Origin of the sequence: uncultured Gimesia sp. (genome assembly GCF_963976445.1) — a bacterium.
Classification (GTDB): domain Bacteria; phylum Planctomycetota; class Planctomycetia; order Planctomycetales; family Planctomycetaceae; genus Gimesia.
Map to the genome: position 1 here is coordinate 1 of NZ_CAXBKP010000020.1, position 22,935 is coordinate 22,935.

Below are 22,935 nucleotides of genomic sequence, written 5' to 3' on the forward strand. Positions count from 1 at the left end.
CAGTCTGCCGTGGGTTACAATGATTTTCTAAAGTAAGTGCCATTAGGCTAGCGCCATTCCGCTCATTTTTTGGCAACGAGACTATAATTCGGAGGTTTCTCAAGCACTGTCGGGCCAGACGACAGTGACACACGGACGCTCTTTCTGGGTTATAAAAACTGGATTATGTGAAGAGTTCGGGGCGGGCGTGGCGTTGCATGAGCATGCCGCCGGTGAGGTTCTGGACGTTTTTGAAGCCGGACTGTTTCAGAATACGGGCGGCGATGTAAGCACGCAGTCCTGTGTGGCAGACGGTAATGATCGGCTGGGATGCATCCAGTTCGTGCAGGCGACTACGGAGTTCGTCGACGGGAATGTGTGTGATCTCCTGGAAGCGGAAGGTATCGACTTCTTTCTGTGAGCGGACATCGAGAATCTGATAGCCAGCAAAGTCGGCATCGACTTCAACAATCGAGGTCAGAGAATCCAGATCGTTACCCGCGACGAAAGCCGCCATATGGATTGGGTCTTTGGCGGAACCGAAGGGAGGCGCGTAAGCGAGATCGAGGCCGGCCAGATCGCGGATGGTGCCTTTGAATTTTAAGGTGGTCGCGATGACATCGATGCGTTTATCGACGCCTTCCCTGCCGACGGCTTGTGCACCTAAGATTCGTTCTGTTTCCGGATCATAAGTCAATTTAAAAAACAGTGATTCGGCGCCCGGAAAATAGCCGGCGTGATGTTTGGGAACAACAATCACCGAACGATTTTTGCGATGGGATTTCTCGGCGGATTTTTTACTGAGGCCCGTGACCGCTGCGGTGAGCCCGAAGACGCGAACGATGGCGGTTCCCATTGGTGCGATCATTGAATCGGCGTTTGCTGTGACCGCGTGCTGTCCGGCAATGCGGCCTGCACGATTCGCAGGACCGGCAAGAGGAACTCGCAGGGGATGTTCCAAAACGCCATGCATGTATTCAACAGCATCTCCGACGGCGTAGATATGAGGATGCGAAGTCTGCATGAATTCGTCAACGGCGATACCCCCAAAGTTACCGATCTCGATACCAGCGGCTTTCGCCAATTCGATGGCAGGGGCCACGCCGATGCCTAGAATCACGATGTCGGCTGCGAGGGAGGTTCCGTTATCGAGTTCGACGCCGACTGCTTTGGAATCTTCCACGTTCACGGCTTCGACGGCGGTGCCGAGGTGCACTTTGACGTCGTGCGCTGTCAGTTCATTCTGAATGAGTCGCGCCATTTCGGGGTCCAGCGGGGGAAGGACCTGCGGTTGCAGTTCAACCAGTTCGGTTTCGATCTTCAGGCGATGCAGTTGTTCGACCATTTCCAGGCCGATAAATCCCGCACCGACGACGACCGCGCGCTGGCAGTTGTGTTGTTTGATATATTCTTTGATCGCGTCGGCGTCATTCAGATTGCGGAGCGTGAAGACATTATCAGCATCAATGCCCGGCAGTGGGGGAACCAGCGGTGCGGCGCCCATCGAGAGGATCAGTCGATCCCAGGATTCTTCAGTCTGCGCGCCGGTTTCCTGATTGAGGACTGAGACGGTTTTCTGTTCCTGATCGATGGATTGCACCAGATGTCTGGTACGAACATCGATATTGAAGCGATTTTTAAAGAGTTCGGGAGTCGCGACGATCAGCTTGTTGCGTTCGGCAATTTCCTCGCCGATATAATAGGGCAAACCACAGTTGGCAAACGAGACGTATTCGTCTTTCTCGAACAGAATGATCTCAGCCGCTTCATGGCAGCGTCGGGCCCGCGCTGCGGCACTGGCGCCGCCGGCGACCCCGCCGACGATGATCACTTTGATTGCCTCTGTGTTTGACATTTCATACCTTTCCTGTTGATCACGAAACGATAAGCTCTAACATTTGCAGCGGCATTATAGGATGGATTGATTCCTTCGACCACTGACAGGCATTCATAATGGGAACAACCGTATCAAGCGAGTTGCTCTTCGTTGTTAAACAGGAGCTGTGTTCCCGATTGTGAGTCACTAAACTGATCTTGTCTGAATGGTGTAATTTTGTTAAGAGTCAAAAGGATATTACCCAGCAAGCGCTATCAATAGGGGATTGGTCGTCATGGAGCCTGAAGAGACGGGAGTTGCCAGCGAACTTGTAACAAGTAGTGCAAGCCCTGTAGATTTTGGATCAGAAGCTCAGTATAACCTGTCCGCGCTCACATTATCGGATGTGGTCCGTTGCGGTTATTTCATCCGTCAAACGGCGATTCACTCACACTCAATGGAAGAGGTGGTGAACGGCATTGTGAAGCATCTCTTCGATTCCTGCAGGAACCCTGAAACTGGTGAAAATGATATCGCGCTCGTGCGATTCTTCAAGACACATTCATTCGGTGACCTGAACCAGACGCTTCAAGAATCGGCGCGGGCGATGGCACCTGACAACCAACTGAAAGATAATACAAAATGCCTGATTCTGCTGGCGACGGCAGGTGAACGGCCGGAATGGAATGATCGTCATCAGTCACAAGGCCATCGTGTGATTCCCCTGCTTAGTGAATCTGCGGTATCGCAAATTCCGATGATTGCTCAGCTGGTATCGCAGTTTGGATTAGATTTGTCGGCTGTGATTAATCCGACGCCTGATTTGCTTGTAGAGCTTGATCAACGACACTACAACGTATTTCACGTGAAGCAAGCGGTTGGCAGCCCATTCATTCCTGCACAGGATGAGTTTGTCAAACCTTTTGGGGTGCGTTCCGTGCTTGGTTTTGGAGGCATGTTACCCACTGGGAATTTATTTTCGGTGATCATCTTCAGCAAGACCGATATTTCCCGGGCAATCGCGGAGGTATTTCGAACGATTGCGTTGAAGATCAAAACAACCATTCTTCCATTTGAAGAAATCGCGGTCTTTCAAGAAGATGATCTATCTAACCTGAATCAACTGGATTCTGACCACATGCTCTCTCTAATGCATTCCAAGGTTGCCGCTCTTGAAGAACTTGAGAGTGTTTATGATCGTATGGTGATTGAGCAATCAGGCCGACTCGAGCATGTTGTACGCGAGATAGAATCGACAAATCATGATTTACAACGCGAGATAGAGAATCGCAAGCTGGCTGAAACAGAACGCGAAGATTTACACAAACAGTTGCTGAAAGCATCGCGTCAGGCGGGCATGGCGGAAATGGCTGTCGGTGTACTGCATAATATTGGAAATGTATTGAATGGGATCAATGTGTCTGCCAAGCTGGTGCAGGAACGGACACGCTCCTCGAAGTTACCGCAACTACGGTCTGCTTCAGATCTGATTAATAAACACGCGGAAGATCTGGCTGAATTTATCACAGTCGATGAACGCGGCAAGCATGTTCCCAAATTTCTGTCGACACTGGCTGATGTGCTTGAAAACGAATCGATTCAGGTAGATGAAGAACTCAATTCTCTCTTAAGCCAAGTCGATCATGTGAATGCGATTGTCAGAGCACAACAATCTTTTGCCACATTATCTGGTGTCAGTGAAACGATCAGTATTGTGGATGCGATAGAAGATGCTCTGAAAATGGCAATGCCATCGCTGACGCGACATGGCATCAAAGTGGTACGCGAATTTGCGAAAATTCCTCAGGTAACCATTGATAAACAGAAACTGCTGCAAATTCTGGTCAACCTGATCAATAATGCCAAAGATGCCATCATGGAAACACAGGGAGGAGATCAATTCCTGACGTTAAGAACCTCACAGTCTGATCCCAACCACATTCTTGTGGATGTAGAGGATACGGGAATTGGCATAGCGCAGGAAAACCTGTCAAAAATATTTGCACATGGATTCACGACGAAGCAGGACCGTGGAGGACACGGGTTTGGGTTACACCACAGTGCCAATGCCGCCACAGAACTGGGGGGCCATCTGACCGCGTGTAGCAATGGAAAGAGACAGGGGGCGATTTTCCACCTGCAACTTCCATTGAGCCATGAATGAATAGATTTTGAGATTTCAGGGTTCGGCGATGAAACTCATGTGCAGTTCGGCGTGTCTGCGGTGCAGTAGGTTCCATTCGTCGCGGGTTAATTCGCCAAAAAAGGGGCTGGCGTGGCGTTGACTTTCCGTTTCGAGTCGGTGGATCGCGGTTTTCAAATGTTCTAGGCCTGCCTGATCCTCGACGGGATCGGGGGAAAGTGCTTTTTTAGGTGCCCCCGTTAATTGAAAACCGGCTTTCATGCCATGCTTAATGATACGGGGCTTGAAATAATAAATGCCGATCATGCGAATCGGCCAGGCCATCTTAAAGTCAAATCCATCGAGTGTTCGATCCATCAAGCGGGCCAGATGCTCGAAGATCTGCCCTTTGCTCCAATTGCCAGTTATGGGTGCCTCTGCCTCAGTCAGCCGCGTGGCGTCATCGACAATTTCCTGTAGCGACGCGTATGAAACGATTCTTCTGTCCGCAGTTTGAGTCGACATGTCTTGCTTTCTCATTCAATTCGAGTTTGCTTTGATTTTGTGAAAGAATGCTGGTCTATTTTTGGGACCCCCATCTCGATTAACAACCGCCTAAATTGGAATTTATGTTTCTTTAATCCAATTATCGCCGTAGACAGGCAAATGTGTGACATCGCCTTGAAAATAGTAAGCCTGAACCGTTTCTGAAACGGCGGGATGCTGCAGTTTGATCTGCTGGCGGATAAACCAGTTTTCGGAGACGCCTTCGACTTTATCAAGAATTTCGATACCTGGACCATCGACACTCCACAATTCCCCTTGAATGCTAACGCCTGCCTCAGCATCAATCACAAGGCCGGGATACGCGCCGCAATCGTACAGCGTATAGCCGGGAATCGTGCGTGCCGCTTCGAGAAAGATCTGGTCTGTTAGATAGTGAGAACGGCAGAAACCACGTTTTAAGGTTCCATAGACAAAAATCAGCGTGCGGTTTTCCGGATGCATCGTCTTTATTTCTACTCGCTACGGGTTTCTGCTCTGAGCTGTTGTCTGGTTTTCTCGGTCAGTTGATTCCAGTGAACGTCAGTTAGTACCCCGTGCATGGCCCCGTGCATGGCCCCGTGCATGGCCCCGGGCATGGCCCCGGGCATCGCATAGAGCAAATTCAGACTGCAGCGTGGCTGTTGCTGCTTCACCATCAGATAAGCGGCAACAGCACCTGTCTGCTTGAGATCACCGCGGGTTCGAATTCCAGCCTGTACCAACCAATGAGCACTCTTCGGCCCCAGATTTCGTAATTTTTCTATCGGAATGGAATCCTGTAAAGCATCAGCGGCCATTACTTTTCCTCATTTGAAAGATTTGCTGCAGCAAAGACACTTCGCAGCAGGAGCGAATTCACTTAAAATCCGCACTGATGCTGTTTGTCATCCCGTGAATAACGATTATACACAATGATTCCCTTGGAAGTCCGCCATGGAATGGTCTGCCTTTCTGATTTATCTTCTGACCGCTGCCTGCTGCTCGCTGGTGGTGTGGTTTGTGATCAAGGTCGGCTTTCGGACTGACACCGAACCGGAATCGGTGATCCCTGAGCCAGAGGAGACGCAAGCCGCTGATTCGGTTCCTGATGCAGAACGTCAAGTCTACTGGAATTTCACGGCGGCATTGATTGTGGTGCCGACGCTATTACTGGTTTTGGGAATCAGCATGCAAACGGCGTCCTTTCGCCATCCGGTCACTGGCACTCTGGCGGGAGCACTGGTTTTGATCTGGGGCATGGTAGTCTGCTCGGGGATGTTGTCGTTTTCCGGTCCGACTGTGGAAGCGGTCGATGTGCCGCTGACTGATTTTCCTATGTCTGATTTTCCTGGAGTTGATAGGACTAACCCCGGTTTGACGGAACGCGCCACAGAGACAGAGGAGCTGTCCTGATGATGATCCTGATGCCGTTGATTCTATTGGCTCTGCTGCTGTTCATTTCCCTGATCCTGTCAGAAGCAGCGTATCCGACCATTCAACGGAGTGTGAAAACACGTCTACTCGATTCCTTGCGGCGGATCGCATGGGGACAACGTCACATTCAAAAAACATCGCAGCGTGGACTGCTGTTTTTTTCGCTCGTCTGTTGTCTGCTGTCGATCGGCATCATTCCTCAGCTGGCAATCCTGCTTTCCCCCTTTCATTCCCGCTTGCCTGCAACGCCTCTGCTCGTGTCGGGGGCTTTTGCACCGTTGCTTATTCTGGGACTGATCACATTACTACAGATCGCCGGCGAGGTCAGCCTGGCGTTAACGGAGCGACGACCGAACTCTTCGGCGGCGTTGTTGCTCAACAGTTATTTCTGGCTGCCTCTGTTACTGGCGTGGGTTGCGGTTGCCGCGTATCTGCCCGTTGATTCCCCACAATCTGCCACTGGTGCAGTCACGCCGATGTGGCTCATTGTGCTGCAGCCGCTGGGTTGCCTGGCGTTTGCACTGGCTCTGTTCGGCCCTTACCTGTTGATCAATGCCTGCCCGGCTCATCGAGTGAGCCCCGTTCAGAACTGGATTCGTGAATTGAGAATGATGACCGGTTTGCTGACGCTCATCGTACTGATCAGTGGACGCAGTTGTTTTTCTTCAGCCGAGGCACCGAGTACGCCTGTGGAAATCGGATGGGTGGTGGCACAGGTGGTGCTGATCCCGGTTTTGATGGTGATGATATTCCGTCTGAAATCATTTTTGCGGCGACGCAGTGGATTCGATCCGATACGACTCTGGAAGATGATCCTGTGGCTGTCATTGATCGCAATGACGGCTGCGTTTGTTGCCTTTCATGTACTGGGAATGTCAGATCATTTAATGCATGTGTTGTTGAATTTCAGCCTGCTGGCGATCTGGGCTGGTTTTATTGTGCCGAAATATCCACTCAAATTGACGGCGACGGTTCGGGACTAATTCTTACAACTCTTTTCAGAAACCAAACGCGGAATGAATGACCTTTTATTTTATCTGCCGGGCACTGCTGACAACCTGCTGTTTCTGACGCTGGCGGTGCTGGTTCTGCTGATGATTACCGGCATCTATGGTTACTTAAATGTGGTCTCTCATGGGTCGATGGAGACTCCGCGCAAGTTTCGCTGGGGCTGGCCGACGTTATCACTGTTCGCGTTGGCGGTGATGTTTTTCTGGTTTGGGCGGCCGCTGTCTGAGGAAACCGACAGTCGTGCCCATGACTTGCTCGTTCTAATCAGTCCGTTTGTCACCGCATTCATTGTGCTCGGTGTTGGAGCGGCGGCGATTTTGTCTTCTGACTTAAAATGGGCTTTAACGTCGGCTTCTGTTTCGTTCCTCACCAGCGGGCTGTTATTGCTGCAGGCGGATTTACTACCGTTGATGCTGCTCTGCTGGATGATTCTGGGGGGGATGGTGCTGCTGTTTCTGTATCGCGGCATTTCCGCCCCGAACGCGCACGCTGATGACTCCGACAACGAAGGCCCGTTTCGTGAGCCGTTTCTGTCTTGCCTGGCTTGTGGTTTACTGCTCTGTGGCTGTCTGTGGGTGGTGCATCAACAGTGGGGAACAATAACGGGCGAGACGACATCGACGACCGAACCCGCAGCAAACGTCGAAGATCTGGTCCTGGTTCAACAGTTTTTAACAGCACATTGGACGACGTTTATATTACTCCTGATTTTTGTTGCTGTTGCCTATGTGGGCATCACACGTCTGGCGTCAGAACCGCGTGAAACGGAATTCACACATTCAGATGAATGGGGAGTGTGACGATGATTCTTTTGCAATCTCCCCCCCTGCTGCATAACTATTTGTTGATCGCGGTAACGCTGATCGTGCTCGGTTTTCTGGGCATGCTGCTGCAGCGCAATCGGCTGGCCACCGTGTTTTCCCTGTTGCTCTGGTTGCAGGGAGCCGGTCTGGTGTTTGCCGCCTATGGTCAGTATCAGGGTTCACGGGCGGGCAACTTCTATTTCCTGATCATTGCGTTAATTGTGATCACGCTACTGTGCACGCTGGCCGCTCTGATTTTTCATGCCCGTAAATATTTCCAGCGGGCGCAGGTCGAACCCGAACCGCGGGAAGGAACGAATCCGGGTGGATAAAACGATCACGCTGTTACTGCAACTGAGTCTAATCACTCCGTTCGTGATGGTGATTGTGGCTGCGCTGGTCGGCTTCCGAATTCTAAAAGGCAATCCACACTGGCCGGCACTGATTGGTGTATCGCTGACAACGATGATTGCTGTGACATCGGCGTTTTTTTTTCGTTCCACGATTCACAGTCAGTCTTATTCCCGAACATTGATTGACTGGCTCTCCCTGACAAGTGCCGCGGATGCTCGGCTGCAGATTGGCGTGCTGTTTGATCCGCTGAGTCTTTCATTTTTTCTGCTGATCTCACTGGCATCGCTGTTTTATCTGCTGTTGGACAATTCGTTCTCAACGCTGCCTGCTCCCGGTTCCCGCAGGCAGTTTTCCTCACTGCTGTATTTACTCTGCTTCTTCGCGACAGCGGGCATTGTACTGGCGACCAATTTCCTGCAGTTGTTCCTGTTCTGGTTGATGCTGTCGATGAGCATGAACCTGCTGCATGAAGTTAACAGGCCGGTCGATTCTTCGTCTGAATTAGAGAGCAGACATTGGTGGGGCTGGAATGCGTTCTCCGATGGAATGCTGCTGCTGGCGATTTTTTTAATCAGCGTCAACTTTAAATCATTGAATTTTCTGACCTGCCTGCAGCCAGAGGCCATTCAGGCGGCGTACGCTCAAAACCGGGTCGCTCTGCCCGGAATCGGGGCGGCGTTATTTCTGGCCGCCCTGCCTCGCTTGAATTTATTTCCGTCTTCCGCGCTGATCGTCTGTCGGCAAACGCCCTGGAATTCACAGTCTCTGGCGGCGGTCAGCCTGCTGTCGCTTCCCGCAGGACTGTTTTTGCTGCTCCGTACGGCTCCGTATTTTTTCGCGATTCAGGCAAATCAGCGTCTACTGCTGCAACTGGGAACCCTGTCTGCGATTCTTACGCTGTTTTCCGCGATCAGTCTCACGCGCGGTCAACAGGGAGACCGCGTTTTGTATTGGCTCTCTGCGACGATGGCGGGCATGGCGGTTGCCATTCTGGGCATGAGTGCCGGTCATTCTCTGCACCTGATTCTGGCACTGGTGCTGCTGCAGACTGGCCTGTTTGCTGTTTTGATTCCCATTCAGACTCGGCTGCAAGAGGGTAACCTACCGCCGCAATCGCTGGGTTCGATTAAAATCTGCGTGCTACTGTTACTGATTGCGGCAGTCGCCGGTCTGGGTACGATGTTGAATCCCCTGATCTCGGCCAGAGTCGCCGCTCAAAATTGGCGATCGGAGTTGATGGTCTGGTTGATGCTGCTTATTCTCGCCGGCTATGTTTTCGGCCTGGCCCGGTTTTATTTTTTCCTCAATGCCAGACCCATGTCAGCCGAAAGTCGAGATCCATTTTCTGTGCTCCCGCTGTGGGGAATCACGGTCTTGATTAGCTTAACGAGTGTTTCCGTATATGTTCCGCTGCCATTCTTTCCGCAACTCTGGACTGCATTGGTGACGGGCGACAGCGAAAACCCCTTTGATCGTGACTGGCTATTTTGCAGTCTGTTTTGTGTGATGCCGCTGGTGGCGCTGATCCTGGCCTGGATGGCTGCGTCGAAAACGGACCGCCGCAAATCAGCGGCAACGCCGGAGCCGACACTGATTCAATTAGGACAGTCACACTATTATGCATTCACCTTGTTGAATCGGGCGTTGATTCAGCCTCTGCAGTTTTTTGCGAAAACCGTCTCTCTATTTGATGAGTGGATTCTTGGATTTTGTAGTCGTTTTTCTCTGGAAACGATGCCTAAACACTGGGGACAGCTGTTAAAACAGATGCAGAACGGTCAGGTTGCCTTCCAGACGCTGGTGTTGCTGTTTACGCTTTCCATTTTAATTTTCGTGCTGATGGTGCTGCAGGTTTAAATACGGTTTCCTGTTTCCGATCTCTTGATTCTGTTCCCACAATGTCTGCTTCGAGCCACACATGAATTCATTCCTGAATGCCATCATTCCGCTGTCGCCTGTGTTACTGGTGATTATGCCAGTGATCGGTGCGTGCTTTGGCTGGGGCGCGTCGCGGCTGGGACTGGAGTTCAATCGCTGGACGGCATTTTCCAATTCGCTGGTTTCGTGTCTGATCCTGGGATCGGTGATGTTCGCCCCTTTCCTGCAGAATGACGAGGACGACCGACCGACCCGCGCGATTTCCGTGACATTGAAACTTCCTGCATCCGAAACTGCTTCAGCAGAGGAAACCTCCGCGCAGGTTTTCCGATGGGTCCTTGATTCGACGTCGGCCTGGTTCTTGCTGCTGCCCACCTGTATGTGGCCTGTGCTGACTCTGTTTATGAACCGGATCATTGCCGTCTCGCAAGGACATTATATATTGTTAATGCTGTTGCAGGCGCTGCTGGCGGGACTGTTTGTCGCTTCCGATTTGATCAGTTTCATCACGTTCCTGATGCTGACCACGTTTTGCCTGCTGTGCCTGATTCGACTGGCCAGTGGTCCCCGATCGCGGTCTGTTTTTGAGAGCACGATGTATCTGCAATTTCTGGGAGATGGTCTGATCATGGGAGGCCTGCTACTGGCGGCGACCGGCTATACCTGGATGCAGGGCGTGCTGCTGGAAGGGCCGCAACCTCTCACGCTTCAGTTTGAGCCGATACTGCAAGGCACTGCCAGCGATGTTGCGCTCTACCCTGTGGCAGAAATGTATTGGAGCACGATTTCGCCCTGGATATTCCTGCTGTTACTGACGGGTTTTGTAATCAAAGGGGCGCTGTTTCCGGCGCACTATCAATTGACCCAGTGGCTGAAATTACTGCCCGCGCATCCAGGCCCCACTCCCGAGGGGATCGGCTGGTATCTGGTGCTGCTGACATTGATTACCAAAGCCAGCATTTACGGGATGATCCGCTTCATGATTCCCTTAAACTTTACGGTGGGTGCCAGCCTGTTTTCTCTGCTGGCATTATGGGGAAGTTTCGGTTTTCTGATGGCGGCGCTGATTGCCTGTCTGAAAAAAGATCTGTTGCAGATAGTGGTCTGGTTTCTGATCGGGCAGTCTTCGTTAGCACTGACAATTTTATTTGCCACGGATTCAACAGCGGTTTCACAATATCTGTTATGGAACCTGGTTCAGGGACTGGCCTGCTGCCTGCTGTTTCTGGTGGTGCCATTAATCGCATTCGAAACACAGACACGCACTCACAAACTTTTCATGGGTATCGCCGGCTTGTCCATTTTGACTTTGATCGGTGTGCCGGGACTGGGAGGTTTTACGGCGGGATTCGCATTGCTGTGGAGTCTGGCCCATCAGAGTATCTGGCTCGCGTTAAGTTTTCTGCTGGGCAGTCTGCTATTCAACCTGGCGTTAATTCGCAGTTTCTGGCAATTAATGAAACGTGATCAACCAGCCGGACTTCCCGCTGCCAGTGAAACTCCGGTTCGCTCGCACGAACATATGAGTCTCGCCTGGCTCGCGTTCAGCCCTGTTGTGTTGCTGATTCTGGTCCTCGGCGTCTCGCCTGCGACTCTGTTGGAACAGACGTTACTTCCGCTGATCCCAATCAAGGCGAGTGCTACTGAAGCGCCCGCTGAAGATTGATCAATTATCGGCGGCTTCAAACAGGCTACCGCTCTGATCGCCGTTCTGTGGATCGAATTCGTAATGGGAACCGGCGGCTAAGGTGAAAACCTGCAGGCGGTTATTCACACTGCGTCGATAAGTCAACGGAGTCGCCGCATCGAAGGCGTGTGATTCACCTGGCTTCAACTTGTAAGGGCCGCCCCAATCGCTGTAGGGACTCTTGAGTTCGTATTCCATTTCGAGCTTCGTATTATTGGTCAGTTTCAGCTCGGGCACCGTAAACGTGGCCAGAAGCTGAGGCGTGGACCAGTTGACCTGATTAACGCGATAGAGGCCGAAGCCAAGTTCGATATCGGGAATTTCGGCGACGGATGCGGGGCCTTGTTTCGTCCAGCCATCCCAGGCCGCCTGCACCAGTTCCTGGAATTTTTTCTGGTTGATTTTGGCGTCCTGCCGTTTGTAGTCGGGGGCAAAACGGGCTGTGCCGCCAATGCGTGAGCCACCTTCCCAATTCAAACGCAAGGCTCGTTTGGAAAAGCTGCGATCGACAATTTGCGGCTCGACGTCTTGACTGACGGAGAGCGAATACTCGGCGTAAGGAATCCAATCTTTATCTGATGCCGATTTTTTGATCGCCATCGAGATCGCTGCCTGAGGCACGACAAACCGGAACGGATTGCCGTCTGATTTTTTCGGTTTACTGGCATCTTCGACCTGAATCGGTTTGGTCAAAACAAGTTCCGACCAGATTTTGACATTATCGCCGTACTGTTTCAGATCGGGAAAGACCTGCTGCAGCGTTTTCGAGTCCGCCAGTGGAGCGAAGGAATGGCCGGGGATATCCTGAACCGGGATGCGTGCGACGTCGGCTTCCACCAGCATCTCGGTTAATGGTTTGAGCATACTAGGGGCAACGCCCACCTGCAGATCGATGACTTTGGGAATGTCGTTGACCGATCTCCCGACCGATGACAGCCGTTTCACTTTACCGTTATGCTTGCCTGGCTCCAGGGCGGCGACGCTGAGGTCGAAGCTGATTGAGATCCCCTGCTTATCCGTGACGACTTCACTTGCGCCGAGCTTCATCCGCGGATGATACACGGGTAAAGGCCAGATCGCATTGACGACCTGACTGGCTTCATCGAAATTAAGCTGTTTTTCAAGTTCATCGACGAGCCCGGGCACGATGGCTTTGACTTCCTCTTCAATCCGTCCTTTGCTGCCATAGATTCCATCAATCAGGCCGCTGGAAACTTTTTCCGAAGTCATGCCGATGCCGCGTGTGGAAACACCGGCCGGGCCGGAGACGTACCAGTTATCCTGCGGAATGCTAAACCGCGTGCGTACGAGTTGCAGCTTGAGCTGGTTATTTTTGATATATGGTTTCACATCAAAACTGAGCCAGACCGGTTTCTGATGACCAACGCTGACGGAAATCGGTCCTGCGACGGCGGAATGCCGATTCCCGCTGACATAAGTGGTATTGATATAGAGATCGACATTCTTAATACCGAGTTGAATATTCAACGTATCCGCTGCATAAGCCTGGACTGCGGCACGAGCCAGTTCACCTCGATACGAGATTCCGGTAAATTGCACATCGAAGCCGCGACCTTGTGCGACGGTATAGTCATAGATGTCATTAATTCGGCCTTCCAGCATGTCTTTGGGAACCATGCTGGGAACCGCGTCGGCCAACGATTGCAGGAACCGATTTCCCAGGCGAACCGAAACAGCGTTATCGATGATCAAGGCAGGCACAAACGGAGATTCGGGGTCGAATTCAGCCGGCTGTTTCTGATCCGGTTTGACCAAGAGCTGCGCGGAGGAATCCATCGCGCGACCGGGATGCTGCATCCAATCGAACAGGGGCTCTGAATAAGCCACCTTCCAGACATCGTGACCGACGTCGGGGACTTCGGTATAACGGGGCGTGCCACCGGCCTGTTTGACGGCGTCTACCATCTTCTGTGATTCTACGGGGAGGATGGCACGATCCTTGGCACCATGAAAGGCCCAGAGTGGCACTTCTTTGAGCTTCGCCGCCCATTCGGTTTTTCCGCCACCCGCTACAGGAGCGACCGCCGACCAGCGGAGTGGATCTGCCGCCGCCAAACTCCACGCACCATAGCCCCCCATCGACCAGCCGGTTAAGATCTGCTGACCGGCATCGACGGAATAATCTTTCATCACGGTATCAAGAATTTTGAGTGCTCGTTTCGAGTCGTCGGTATTTGCCAGCCAACCGCCCAGCAGACTTTCTTTCATGTTTTCCGCCTGAGGGAAGACAACGAGAAATGGAAATGTCTCGGCCTGCTTTTTTACGATCGAACCTAAGCCGACTTGAGCCTGCTTGAGGCCGTCGTTACCCCGTTCCCCCGCGCCGTGCAGAAACAGGATCACCGGATACTTCTTTTCGGGTGAATAGTTTTTGGGGACAAAGACGACATAGCGATGTTCGCCGGCCGCGTCTTTATAAACGGCGTTCACAAATCCGGACTGGGTCGGCTTCGTTTGAGCCGGAAGGGTGGTCGCCGCTCCCAGAAACACCAGTGTGAGTAACAGCAAAGAAAACCGGTACGCAAACATCGATCGAATTCGTGTCGTTTGCATCAGTACAATCCGTTCCAGATTCCGTAGAATCGATTCAGGGGAGTGGTTCCATCCATAGAGTGAGAGAAACCTGTGTCGCTCATTTTGAGCTGACTGACTACTTCATTACGTTGATTTTTGTTCGACGAAGCCTGGCTGTCAACAGAACGCAGGTTTCCTGTGGCATTCACAGACGAACTCTGAACTCGACACCTGGGATCATTTTTTTGAAAAACGTCAAAAACCCAGTGGAATCACCGCTCTCGGGCTCGTTATGGATTTAGATGCATATGATTTGTGAATTTTTCCGACTAGTGCTTTGTCAAGCTAGGAATTGAGGGTTGGGGGTGTTGTTTACGTGCTCCGTTGTCGCACTCTCGTGATATCGATCAACCCAATATTTAAAAATGACGCTCCACTAGTTCAAATCAGAAACAGATTACGAGGTTGCTTTGAATATTCGACTGCTGATACTCAGTTCTCTCATTCTCTGGAGCGGCACGGCCCCGCTGTCGGCATTTCCGCCGCCGGGCTTTGGTCCTCCCTCTTCCGGTCCCCTGCCGAACAATCAGGTGCAGATTGTCGTGAAAAACGGTTATCGCTATATCACTTCGAATGGGATTCCCGATCATCAGCCGGGGCGGTTCCCGAATCGAAATAATCCGAATGTGATCAGGCCTCAGCAGCACCAGTTCCGCGTTCCCGCTGAACCGAAAGAAGCACGCAATATCACCGCCAATTCGCATTCACCATTTGGAATCGCGATTAACGGAGTCGTGTTCGATGCAGAGACGGCGGAGTTCTGGAATCGTGACCGTCGCTCCGGGTGGAACTACGAAGCCAAGTCCGGAAAGATCAATCTGGGACTCGATCAGAGTAACGCGCACGTACAGCCGACGGGCAGTTACCACTATCACGGCTTACCCAACGGTCTGGTTTCGAAACTGGGAAAATCCAATGAAGTAACGCTGATCGGTGTCGCCGCAGATGGGTTTCCGATCTATGGGCAATATGGTTACACGGATGCAAAAGAGGCTTCGAGTGAAGTGCGAAAAATGAAGTCCAGCTACCAGATCAAAACAGGAACTCGTCCGAATGGTCCTCGTGGAAAATACGATGGCACGTTTGTGGCGGACTACGAGTATGTTGCTGAGACAGGTGACCTGGATGAATGCAATGGCCGATTCGGCGTGACTCCCGACTATCCGGACGGCATTTATCATTATTACATCATCGAAGAATTTCCGTTTATTCCCCGCAGTTTTCGAGGAACCCCCGACAGCAGTTTCCAAAGACGTGGGCCGAGGCCGGGCGGTCGTGGTCCCGGTCGTGGTCCCGGTCGTGGTCCCGGACGTGGTTTTGGTCCACCAGGACAACCACCAGGACAACAACGGGGAGGTTCCGGGGGCGGTTTCGGCCGGGGTCAATAAAAAGGATGAGGATCTGACAGAACGGCGTATGTCATCCAAATCCCTCTCGGTCAGGAAGCGCCTGCGACTATTCTTCCTGGCCGAGATGAATTCAAATCGAAAGGAAACTGCAGATGTTTAGAGCGTGCGTGTTTTGGATTTGTTTTCACGCATGCGGTTTCGTGCCCGTGAGAGTGTCGGCCCGATCGAATTTTCAGGGATTTTCAAATCGCTGCTGATCTGCTGGTAAGACTTTCCCTGCAGATGGTATTGCTCGACAATCTGTGCATCTGCGGGAGGCAGCTGCTTGATCATATTCTGGATCTCTTCCTGAGCTTCAAGTGTCTGCTGATGCCGCGTTTCTTCAGAGATCGATTCCAGTTTGGATTTGGTGGAAACATGTCCCAAGGCTTCAGCCATCCGGCGTTCGACCATTTTTTTTACAACTACACGACGGGAGACCACAGTCAGATAGGTCGCCAGTGAACTATTACCCCGAAAGTTTCGCAGGACACGATAGTCATTGGCTAACAGAACCAGAAAGACTTCTGAGAGCAGATCCTCGACATCGTTGTCGGTGACACGAATACTGCGGGCATCGGCAGTGTGATGAATCACGTGCGTGAACAGGCCGATAAACCGGTCGACGAAATCCTTCCATGCGCCCGGCTCTTCCGCTAGACAGCGTTTGAGCAAATTTTTATCAATATCCGTGAGAGCCACAAATCGCCTCAATTCATTAAAACGGCTGCCATCTGGCAGCAAGCGAGTTAAGCCTGCATCTCATTATACACCTGAGTCAAAGATCCGTGTTGCAAAAAAACAACCGAATTCCAAAAGTGGAATTTGATCTGAGCACTAGTAGTAAAATCTGAGTATTTTGCTCGCGAACTTTACTAGGATCTACGATTTAAGGCAATACGACCCCAACAATAAACAAACGCACACATCATTGCCTGCTATTTGCCTATATACAAAGACGTCTGGAGCGGAGATTCCTAACCCGGAAAAGTGGACACAACCCCACTTAATGCCATTTATTTCTTTTTTTCGGGAGTCGCGACACCCTTTGTCGAAGCGACAGGTCTCCGATAAATCAGCAGGAAAATGCCGACGATGACCAGTGGAATGCTGAGCATCTGACCAACGCTGAGGGGTAGACTCTGTGCGAATTCGGCCTGACGGAGCTTGAAGAATTCGAGCACAAAGCGGGCGGTGAAGACCATGATAAAGAAGAGTCCTATCAGCAGGCCGCCGGGCGTTGCCGCTCGATACTTACGGTAGAGCAGAAACAAAATCAGAAATATGCAGCCATAGCAGAATGATTCATATAGCATGACCGGATGTCGGGGCGTCATCTGTTCCTCAACAGTCTTCAGCCCCTGACCATTCACAAAAATCACCGCCCAGGAGACATCTGAGGCGCGTCCCAGAATTTCGGAATTGAAAAAGTTGCCGATGCGGATAAAAAAGCCAGCGAGTGCCACGGGAATCGCTAAACGGTCCATGAGCCACAATAAGGACTGATCTTTGTGCTTACGTGAGTAGAGCCAGGCGGAAACCGTAATACCGATCGCGGCACCATGGCTGGCCAGACCCCCATTCCAGATCTGTAGAAACCGAATTGGGTTCTCAAAAAAGTAAGCTGGATTATAAAACAGGCAATGTCCCAGTCGGGCGCCCACAATCGTACCGATCACCATGTAGATCAGCAGCGAATCGACATCATCGACGTTTTTGTTTTCCGTGCGATACATCCAATGGAGCAGAAGATAGCCACAGATGAAACCGGCGGTGAAGAAGAGGCCGTAATAATGAATCCTAATCGGGCCAAGTTCAAACAGGACACGGTTAAGGTCCCACTGCAGATGGGCGATCACTGAATACACGTTACTCACTTCTCCCGTATTCAAAAATGGAGGATCTGATCATTTCTGTGATTTCAGAACGGCTCCAATATGCTATGCTTATCAAACCGAAAGATAGACCATTCCGCACTTTAAACCTAGTCCGAATTCGGTTTTATTGGTGTGTTATTAGAACGATCTCTGTTTTTTTCGCCTGTCAACTTCAGAAAGGTTGCTTGCCTGATGAACACCCTCTTTCCCAGACTGGTCTCAGGTGCCCTCGCCGGTCTTTCCGGGCTGGCGTTATGGGAGACCGTGCAACTCAAAGGGGTGGTGCTTGTTCAACGACCTTCACTGGCTTCGGCGGCGGCTGCCTGCTGTGTGGTAGCCGCGGCAATCGGAATCGCCGGTTGCCTGGTGCCAAACCGTTTCTGGGAAAAAATCCTGCACAAAGGGAAGAGCGTGTTCCGCGTTTTTTCTGAGTCGGCCAATCCAGCGGATCACTGGCTGGGAAGTCTGTTGCTCTCCTTTTCGATGATTGTTTATTTTGTGGTGATGATCAATCTGATCCCGCAGCAGCCGATGCCAGTGAACAATGATCAGGCCTCTTTTCTGTCACAAGCCAAAACGGTTCAGGAATCAGGGGGGGCTCTGGCATTGATGCCGCAGTTATTCGCCGGAGAATACCGGGAAGCGAATCAGCACCCGTTGTATGTCGCGCTGCTCTCGTTCTTTCCTGATTATGAAGCGGGCAAACGCCTGTCGGCAATGTTCGGATTATTGACCCTGTTGATTTTCTCTATCGGGATCGCGCGGCAGTATGGAAACCTGACAGGGGGACTGCTGGGATTCCTGATCAGCGTCAACGCCGCCTATTGTCAATTGACGGGGCGCGTGGTCTGTGAAGGACTGCTTTTATTTTTCATAGCCGCGCTGTGGCTGATTGTATTACGCCTGCCTGATCTTAGACAAACGCTTAAAATTCCTTACATGCTCCTGATCGGGTTGGGCCTGACGCTGGGGTTGGCGTGGCTGACGAAAGGGACCGCACTGCTGTTGCTGCTGGGGATCTTGCTCTGGTTCTGTTCGTATGCGGTGAACTGGAACGGACTCTTTTCCCGGTTCAAGCGTAGTACCACAAAGGATGCTGGTGCCGCGGAACCCATACAGACTGTCACGACAACGGCTTCTTTGAAAACGATTGTGATCAGTGTGTGTCTGGTACTGGCAAGCTTCGTGGTGAGCGCGTCGCCACTTCTTGTGCGGAATACCCGCGTGTATGGCAGCCCGACGTTTAATGCGAATTCGTATTTGATGTTTCAAGACGAATTCAGCGAACCGCATGCGCTGGCCAAGCAAGGTTCGCTCAGAGAAGCCGCCCAGAGTTATCTGCAGACGCACTCGGTTGTTGACATTGTCAAACGGGAAGTGAAAGGAATGCTGTGGCAGGTTTTCATTTTCCTGCGCAGTCTGGGGCCGCTTCCGTTTGAAGAAGGGCGACTGTTCTTCGGCTTGCTGGCCGTGCCATTTCTACTGGTGGGACTATTGTCGGAAACGGGACCGACACGCCGCTTGTATTTGATCTGGATGCTGCTGTTCTGGCTGGCGTTTGCCTGGTATCTACCAATCGCTGCCGGAGAACGATTCCTGATGCCGCTGCTGCTGCCGACGCTGGCGTTTGTGAGTCTGGGAATCGTGCGGGTCGGCCAGGTTGCATTCCAGCGTCGAACTGCCTGACAGTTATTTCATGCGGGTGCGTGATGTTCATCTCTGCGATCGCGCGTCTATTGAGTACGATTTCCCCTTCGCGTCTGGACAGAATGATCGCTGCAGGTTGGACCGGTCTGTGAGATCGACGTTGTTTGTGTATTAACACGCGACGTATATCTCTGGTTCCTTTCCAGGAGTGATTCAGGTTTGAACCTCGCCAGGCGGGCGGACACATGGGTCCGCACCCTATATTAAACTTACTTCATTGTGTTGTTATGAAAATGCTCTTGATCACGATTCACCGATTGCTGGCTATGTCAGTCCCGAAATACCTGCCTGTTTTCCGACTGCGAATGATCTTCGCGAATGGCGTGAGACAGTCAATCCGATTTGATGCCGAAATGTGGCAGATCATGGGCCATCCTGTGCGGGAATGTGTCCCCTGTGTGCGGAATGTGGTCCGATTTGTGACGATACGCATTAAAAATGGGGTGTTGATTCAGAACTACTTGTTCGCTGTGCAGTTAGCCCATTCCAAAAACGCCTTGTTTCTGATAGTGCGAAAACCGGCAGTAGAGCACAACGGGAACTGAACGAAGTGGTTCTCTCGCGCGCAACGCGCAAGAGCAGAGTTTCCAGAAGGGCGCCGCAGTGTCAAGATGGTTTCAACCGATGAAAATTGAGAAGTACAGCAAGATGGAACGCGCAGTACTTCACTGAAGAAATGGAAGAAGTAGAAAAAGGAACGGTGATCAGAATAAACTAACCTAGTTTGCAACCGGTTCTTTTTTCCTCAAGAGAGGCATCAGTAGTGGGTAGAGCCAGAGTACGATACAGAAAATGCCGAGGCCTGCGGAAATGGGACGATTGAAAAACGACAGGAAGCTGTCGTCCTTGGTCAGATTCTGTACGAAGGACTGCTCTAACTGACTGCCGAGGATGATGCCCAGTACCACGGGGCCGAGGGGGATCGCAAAGACTTCGAGGAAAAATCCTAAGATGCCCATACCGAGCATAACCCAGACATCGAAATAACTGCCATTAATGGAATAGGAGCCCACGACACAGAACATGAGAATCAAAGGCATCAAGATGCGGCGGGGAACGCGCACCAGTTGGGAACCACTGCGAATTGCCAGAAAGCCAAGCGGGATGAGCAAGAGATTCGCGACAATAAATGTGAGATAGATTCCATGAACGAGCACCAGTTGATCAGGGTTTTCAAAGATCGCGGGGCCGGGAGTAATGTTTTTCATGAGCAGCACACCAATCACAATCGCCGTAACCGAGTCGCCGGGAATCCCCAGCACGAGCGCCGGAATCCAGGCACCGGCGAGTGCGGAATTATTCGCGCTGGTGGCATCGCCGACGGCGTCGAGAGATCCTTTGCCGTATTCTTCCGGGGTCTTAGAGCATTTTTTCGAGACCGCGTATGAGATCCAGGCAGCGATATCGGCACCGGCACCGGGGATCATTCCAATGGTGGAGCCGATGCAGCTTGAGCGGAACCAGCTGAATTTGCGTTTCCAGAGTTGGGTCAGGACGCCACCAAAGACGGGTTTTAAATGTTTGAACAGGGAATGGTCGTCTTCCTTAATGACCGCTGATTCCAGTTTTTTGGCAACTTCGTCGGTTTTGGAGGTCAGGCAATTTCGAAAGACTTCGGAAAGGCCGAACAGACCAATCATCGCGGGAATGAAATTGATGCCGGTAAAGAGTTCGTCAAAGCCAAATGTGAAACGGGGAACGCTGTGGACTTCGCTCAAGCCGACCGTGGCGAACATCAACCCGATCATCAAAGCCAGCGCGCCTTTGAGTCGTGACCCGGTTGAAACGATGGCTGCACAGCTCAAGCCAAGCACATACAACCAGAAGTATTCGTAGGTCGTAAACTGAAATGCAATTTTAGCTAAGAGAGGCGCCGCCAGGATCAGCACGAGTGCACCGAACAAACCGCCCGCCACGCTGAAGACGAGCGAGACCCCCAGCGAGGTTTCATGCAGGCCTTGTCGGGTGAGGGAATACGCATCGTCGGTATACGCCGCCGAGGACGGGGTCCCCGGTATCCGAACCAGGGTTGTGGGGATATCGCCGGCAAAAATGCTGCAGGCTTCGAGCGTTACAATCGCAGCGATGGCAGAGAGATTATCCAGATAAAATGTTAACGGGATCAACAATGCGACCGCCATCGTCGCCGTCAATCCGGGAATGGAACCAACGAACAATCCGTAGACGGCTGACAGGAAAATCACCAGTAGTACTTCGGGTGATGCAAGATTCTGTAAGGCGGTAATGAATGATTCCATGTTGTTACTTCAATGCGCTTGACGACAGACGGAATAAGAAATGGAGACGTGTGTAGCAGCTTACCAACCCAAAATGCCTCGCGGCAGCGGGACGCGTAAGAGCTGGGCGAACAGAGTGTAAATTCCGGGAATGAAACAAAGCACGATCAACGCGCTCATCCACCAACGAGTTCCGAATTTCCACAATAGCACGAACAGAATGGTGCCGGCTGTCAGAATAAAACCGACTTTTTCTGCAAACAATAAGTAGGCCACAATTCCCAGGAGCACCAAAATGGTATTCACAATTCCTTGTGATGTGACGGTGTCACTGGAAACATCCGGCGCCAGAGCATGCACTTTTTTCTGGACCGCTAGACAGACTAAAATCAGACAAATGGCAGACGTGAGCATAGCTGGAAAGACCAGCGGCCCGGTGTCCTGGGAAGCCATCTGTGCGAAGGCGTCGCTCGTTAAGAGTTTCCCCAGCGTTTTGTCATTCGATTTCAGAAACCCGGCGAACTCGTCATCGGCGCGATATTTGGTACTCAACCCGGCTGCCTGCATGAATTCGGGAAACGTCTTCCCCTGCAGGACTGCCTCGCCGCTGGTGATCTTTTTCATTGCATTGGAAATTTTATCAACAATGGGTTGAGGTGTTCCCAGGGGAAGTGCCAAGCCATTCCAGCCGGAGATCGACCAGTCCATGCCTTGGGATTTGAAGGTAGGAACGTCTTTGAATTCGGGCAGTGGTTCTTCCGTCATCACGCCCAGGCACCGAACCTGTCCGGACTCATAGAGTGTTTTCGCTTCGGGTAGACTGCAGCAGACCAGATCGACGCCACCGCTGGCCAGTTCCTGCAAGGAAGGTCCCGCGCCATTCATGGGAATCCATTTGATGTCTTCTGCATTCAACCCGCTGAAATCGAGCCAGCCCGCCAGAGCCAGATGCCAGATGCCGCCGCTGGCAGTTCCGGTTGCCGTTAATTTTCCGGGGTTCTGTTTGACGTACTCCTGAAGTTCCTGCATGCTGTGAAAGGGAGAATCGTCTTTGACGAAAACGGCAGCGGCTCCATCAACGAGAGAAATAATCGGAATCGCATCTTGATATGTTAGTGAGGTCAGATCTTGCCAGTGCAGCATATTTAATTCGCCGGTGATCACCGCCAGCGTGTAGCCATCAGGGCGGGCATTCAAGCCGCGGCTGTGTCCGGTTACTCCACGTCCGCCTGTCGCATTGATGACATTGACGGGGACTCCGAGTTCCTGTTCGAGGAAGACGCCGACCTGCCTGGATGTCCGGTCGGTTGCCCCGCCGACAGACCAGGGACAGATGATGGTAATCGGACGATCTGGATAATCTTCCACCGATTCCGCGGCACAGCCGCTGAAGAACATCAGACAGAACAACAGTAGCCTGAATCGAACTGTCGTGTTTGCGAGCGAATTTTGATTCATCAGTTCAGTACCGAATATGCCTTCCTATGATTTTTTCTTAAAAAAACCGGCTATCACAGCTGGC

The 22,935-nt window shown here is 51.8% G+C and carries 19 protein-coding genes; 10 read left to right on the forward strand and 9 right to left on the reverse strand.

The window, feature by feature from the left end; genetic code table 11:
- Positions 1-163: 163 nt before the first annotated feature.
- Positions 164-1,834 carry an FAD-dependent oxidoreductase gene (locus AAC022_RS19380; RefSeq protein ID WP_339733660.1) on the reverse strand — a complete coding sequence of 557 codons (1,671 nt, stop codon included), beginning with the start codon at positions 1,832-1,834 and terminating at the stop codon, positions 164-166.
- 256 nt (positions 1,835-2,090) lie between these two features.
- Between AAC022_RS19380 and AAC022_RS19385 the strand changes: the two genes are divergently transcribed.
- The gene (locus AAC022_RS19385; protein WP_339733661.1) at positions 2,091-3,959 is read left to right on the forward strand and encodes an ATP-binding protein; all 1,869 of its coding nucleotides are present in this window, start codon (positions 2,091-2,093) and stop codon (positions 3,957-3,959) included.
- A 15-nt stretch (positions 3,960-3,974) separates the two neighbouring features.
- Here the strand turns inward: AAC022_RS19385 and AAC022_RS19390 are convergent, their stop codons facing one another.
- The 3 genes from AAC022_RS19390 to AAC022_RS19400 all read right to left on the reverse strand — a co-directional run bounded on the left by AAC022_RS19390 (position 3,975) and on the right by AAC022_RS19400 (position 5,260).
- On the reverse strand, positions 3,975-4,442 hold the full coding sequence (locus tag AAC022_RS19390; RefSeq protein ID WP_339733662.1) for a DUF1569 domain-containing protein: 468 nt from the start codon (positions 4,440-4,442) through the stop codon (positions 3,975-3,977).
- 102 nt (positions 4,443-4,544) lie between these two features.
- Positions 4,545-4,925 (reverse strand): gamma-glutamylcyclotransferase family protein, encoded by a 381-nt coding sequence (locus tag AAC022_RS19395; protein WP_339733663.1) that lies wholly within the window; start codon positions 4,923-4,925, stop codon positions 4,545-4,547.
- A gap of 11 nt (positions 4,926-4,936) precedes the next feature.
- Complete coding sequence (locus tag AAC022_RS19400; RefSeq protein WP_339733664.1) at positions 4,937-5,260, reverse strand: TfoX/Sxy family protein; 324 nt, start codon at positions 5,258-5,260, stop codon at positions 4,937-4,939.
- 136 nt (positions 5,261-5,396) lie between these two features.
- Here AAC022_RS19400 and AAC022_RS19405 point away from each other — a divergent pair, with 136 nt between their 5' ends.
- The 6 genes from AAC022_RS19405 to AAC022_RS19430 all read left to right on the forward strand — a co-directional run bounded on the left by AAC022_RS19405 (position 5,397) and on the right by AAC022_RS19430 (position 11,588).
- Entirely contained in the window at positions 5,397-5,855 is a 459-nt protein-coding gene (locus AAC022_RS19405; protein WP_339733665.1) for a hypothetical protein, read from the forward strand.
- Positions 5,855-6,859, forward strand: coding sequence for a hypothetical protein (locus AAC022_RS19410; RefSeq protein WP_339733666.1), 1,005 nt, complete (start codon positions 5,855-5,857; stop codon positions 6,857-6,859). The genes AAC022_RS19405 and AAC022_RS19410 overlap by 1 nt, the downstream gene beginning before the upstream one ends.
- 33 nt (positions 6,860-6,892) lie before the next feature.
- Complete coding sequence (locus AAC022_RS19415; RefSeq protein ID WP_339733667.1) at positions 6,893-7,687, forward strand: hypothetical protein; 795 nt, start codon at positions 6,893-6,895, stop codon at positions 7,685-7,687.
- A 2-nt stretch (positions 7,688-7,689) separates the two neighbouring features.
- Complete coding sequence (locus tag AAC022_RS19420; RefSeq protein ID WP_339733668.1) at positions 7,690-8,022, forward strand: NADH-quinone oxidoreductase subunit K; 333 nt, start codon at positions 7,690-7,692, stop codon at positions 8,020-8,022.
- On the forward strand, positions 8,015-9,901 hold the full coding sequence (locus AAC022_RS19425; protein ID WP_339733669.1) for a hypothetical protein: 1,887 nt from the start codon (positions 8,015-8,017) through the stop codon (positions 9,899-9,901). Before AAC022_RS19420 ends, AAC022_RS19425 begins: the two co-directional genes overlap by 8 nt.
- A 61-nt stretch (positions 9,902-9,962) precedes the next feature.
- Positions 9,963-11,588 carry a hypothetical protein gene (locus AAC022_RS19430; RefSeq protein ID WP_339733670.1) on the forward strand — a complete coding sequence of 542 codons (1,626 nt, stop codon included), beginning with the start codon at positions 9,963-9,965 and terminating at the stop codon, positions 11,586-11,588.
- On the opposite strand, the gene AAC022_RS19435 is transcribed toward AAC022_RS19430, so the two are convergent.
- Complete coding sequence (locus tag AAC022_RS19435; protein WP_339733671.1) at positions 11,589-14,183, reverse strand: alpha/beta hydrolase-fold protein; 2,595 nt, start codon at positions 14,181-14,183, stop codon at positions 11,589-11,591. It abuts the gene before it with no gap.
- A gap of 431 nt (positions 14,184-14,614) precedes the next feature.
- Here AAC022_RS19435 and AAC022_RS19440 point away from each other — a divergent pair, with 431 nt between their 5' ends.
- Positions 14,615-15,592: a YHYH protein gene (locus AAC022_RS19440; RefSeq protein WP_339733672.1), complete on the forward strand. Its 978-nt coding sequence runs from the start codon at positions 14,615-14,617 to the stop codon at positions 15,590-15,592.
- Positions 15,593-15,709: 117 nt separating this feature from the next.
- On the opposite strand, the gene AAC022_RS19445 is transcribed toward AAC022_RS19440, so the two are convergent.
- Together AAC022_RS19445 and lgt are read right to left on the reverse strand one after the other, a co-directional pair.
- Positions 15,710-16,294: a sigma-70 family RNA polymerase sigma factor gene (locus AAC022_RS19445; RefSeq protein ID WP_339733673.1), complete on the reverse strand. Its 585-nt coding sequence runs from the start codon at positions 16,292-16,294 to the stop codon at positions 15,710-15,712.
- Between the two features lie 314 nt (positions 16,295-16,608).
- Positions 16,609-17,460, reverse strand: a complete 852-nt coding sequence (gene lgt / locus AAC022_RS19450) for a prolipoprotein diacylglyceryl transferase (RefSeq protein WP_339733674.1) — start codon at positions 17,458-17,460, stop codon at positions 16,609-16,611.
- 201 nt (positions 17,461-17,661) lie between these two features.
- Here lgt and AAC022_RS19455 point away from each other — a divergent pair, with 201 nt between their 5' ends.
- Together AAC022_RS19455 and AAC022_RS19460 are read left to right on the forward strand one after the other, a co-directional pair.
- Positions 17,662-19,155, forward strand: coding sequence for a hypothetical protein (locus AAC022_RS19455; protein ID WP_339733675.1), 1,494 nt, complete (start codon positions 17,662-17,664; stop codon positions 19,153-19,155).
- A 248-nt stretch (positions 19,156-19,403) separates the two neighbouring features.
- Positions 19,404-19,721, forward strand: coding sequence for a hypothetical protein (locus AAC022_RS19460; RefSeq protein ID WP_339733676.1), 318 nt, complete (start codon positions 19,404-19,406; stop codon positions 19,719-19,721).
- 174 nt (positions 19,722-19,895) lie between these two features.
- On the opposite strand, the gene AAC022_RS19465 is transcribed toward AAC022_RS19460, so the two are convergent.
- On the reverse strand, positions 19,896-21,434 hold the full coding sequence (locus AAC022_RS19465; protein ID WP_339733677.1) for a tripartite tricarboxylate transporter permease: 1,539 nt from the start codon (positions 21,432-21,434) through the stop codon (positions 19,896-19,898).
- Between the two features lie 60 nt (positions 21,435-21,494).
- Positions 21,495-22,871, reverse strand: a complete 1,377-nt coding sequence (locus AAC022_RS19470; RefSeq protein WP_339733678.1) for a tripartite tricarboxylate transporter substrate-binding protein — start codon at positions 22,869-22,871, stop codon at positions 21,495-21,497.
- Positions 22,872-22,935 lie beyond the last annotated feature (64 nt).

Bases quoted from the DNA above. Each gene is read 5' to 3' on its own strand.
- AAC022_RS19380 (WP_339733660.1), bottom strand. From the start codon at position 1,834: ATGTCAAACACAGAGGCAATCAAAGTGATCATCGTCGGCGGGGTCGCC.
- AAC022_RS19385 (WP_339733661.1), top strand. From the start codon at position 2,091: ATGGAGCCTGAAGAGACGGGAGTTGCCAGCGAACTTGTAACAAGTAGT.
- AAC022_RS19390 (WP_339733662.1), bottom strand. From the start codon at position 4,442: ATGTCGACTCAAACTGCGGACAGAAGAATCGTTTCATACGCGTCGCTA.
- AAC022_RS19395 (WP_339733663.1), bottom strand. From the start codon at position 4,925: ATGCATCCGGAAAACCGCACGCTGATTTTTGTCTATGGAACCTTAAAA.
- AAC022_RS19400 (WP_339733664.1), bottom strand. From the start codon at position 5,260: ATGGCCGCTGATGCTTTACAGGATTCCATTCCGATAGAAAAATTACGA.
- AAC022_RS19405 (WP_339733665.1), top strand. From the start codon at position 5,397: ATGGAATGGTCTGCCTTTCTGATTTATCTTCTGACCGCTGCCTGCTGC.
- AAC022_RS19410 (WP_339733666.1), top strand. From the start codon at position 5,855: ATGATGATCCTGATGCCGTTGATTCTATTGGCTCTGCTGCTGTTCATT.
- AAC022_RS19415 (WP_339733667.1), top strand. From the start codon at position 6,893: ATGAATGACCTTTTATTTTATCTGCCGGGCACTGCTGACAACCTGCTG.
- AAC022_RS19420 (WP_339733668.1), top strand. From the start codon at position 7,690: ATGATTCTTTTGCAATCTCCCCCCCTGCTGCATAACTATTTGTTGATC.
- AAC022_RS19430 (WP_339733670.1), top strand. From the start codon at position 9,963: ATGAATTCATTCCTGAATGCCATCATTCCGCTGTCGCCTGTGTTACTG.
- AAC022_RS19435 (WP_339733671.1), bottom strand. From the start codon at position 14,183: ATGCAAACGACACGAATTCGATCGATGTTTGCGTACCGGTTTTCTTTG.
- AAC022_RS19455 (WP_339733675.1), top strand. From the start codon at position 17,662: ATGAACACCCTCTTTCCCAGACTGGTCTCAGGTGCCCTCGCCGGTCTT.
- AAC022_RS19460 (WP_339733676.1), top strand. From the start codon at position 19,404: ATGAAAATGCTCTTGATCACGATTCACCGATTGCTGGCTATGTCAGTC.
- AAC022_RS19465 (WP_339733677.1), bottom strand. From the start codon at position 21,434: ATGGAATCATTCATTACCGCCTTACAGAATCTTGCATCACCCGAAGTA.
- AAC022_RS19470 (WP_339733678.1), bottom strand. From the start codon at position 22,871: ATGAATCAAAATTCGCTCGCAAACACGACAGTTCGATTCAGGCTACTG.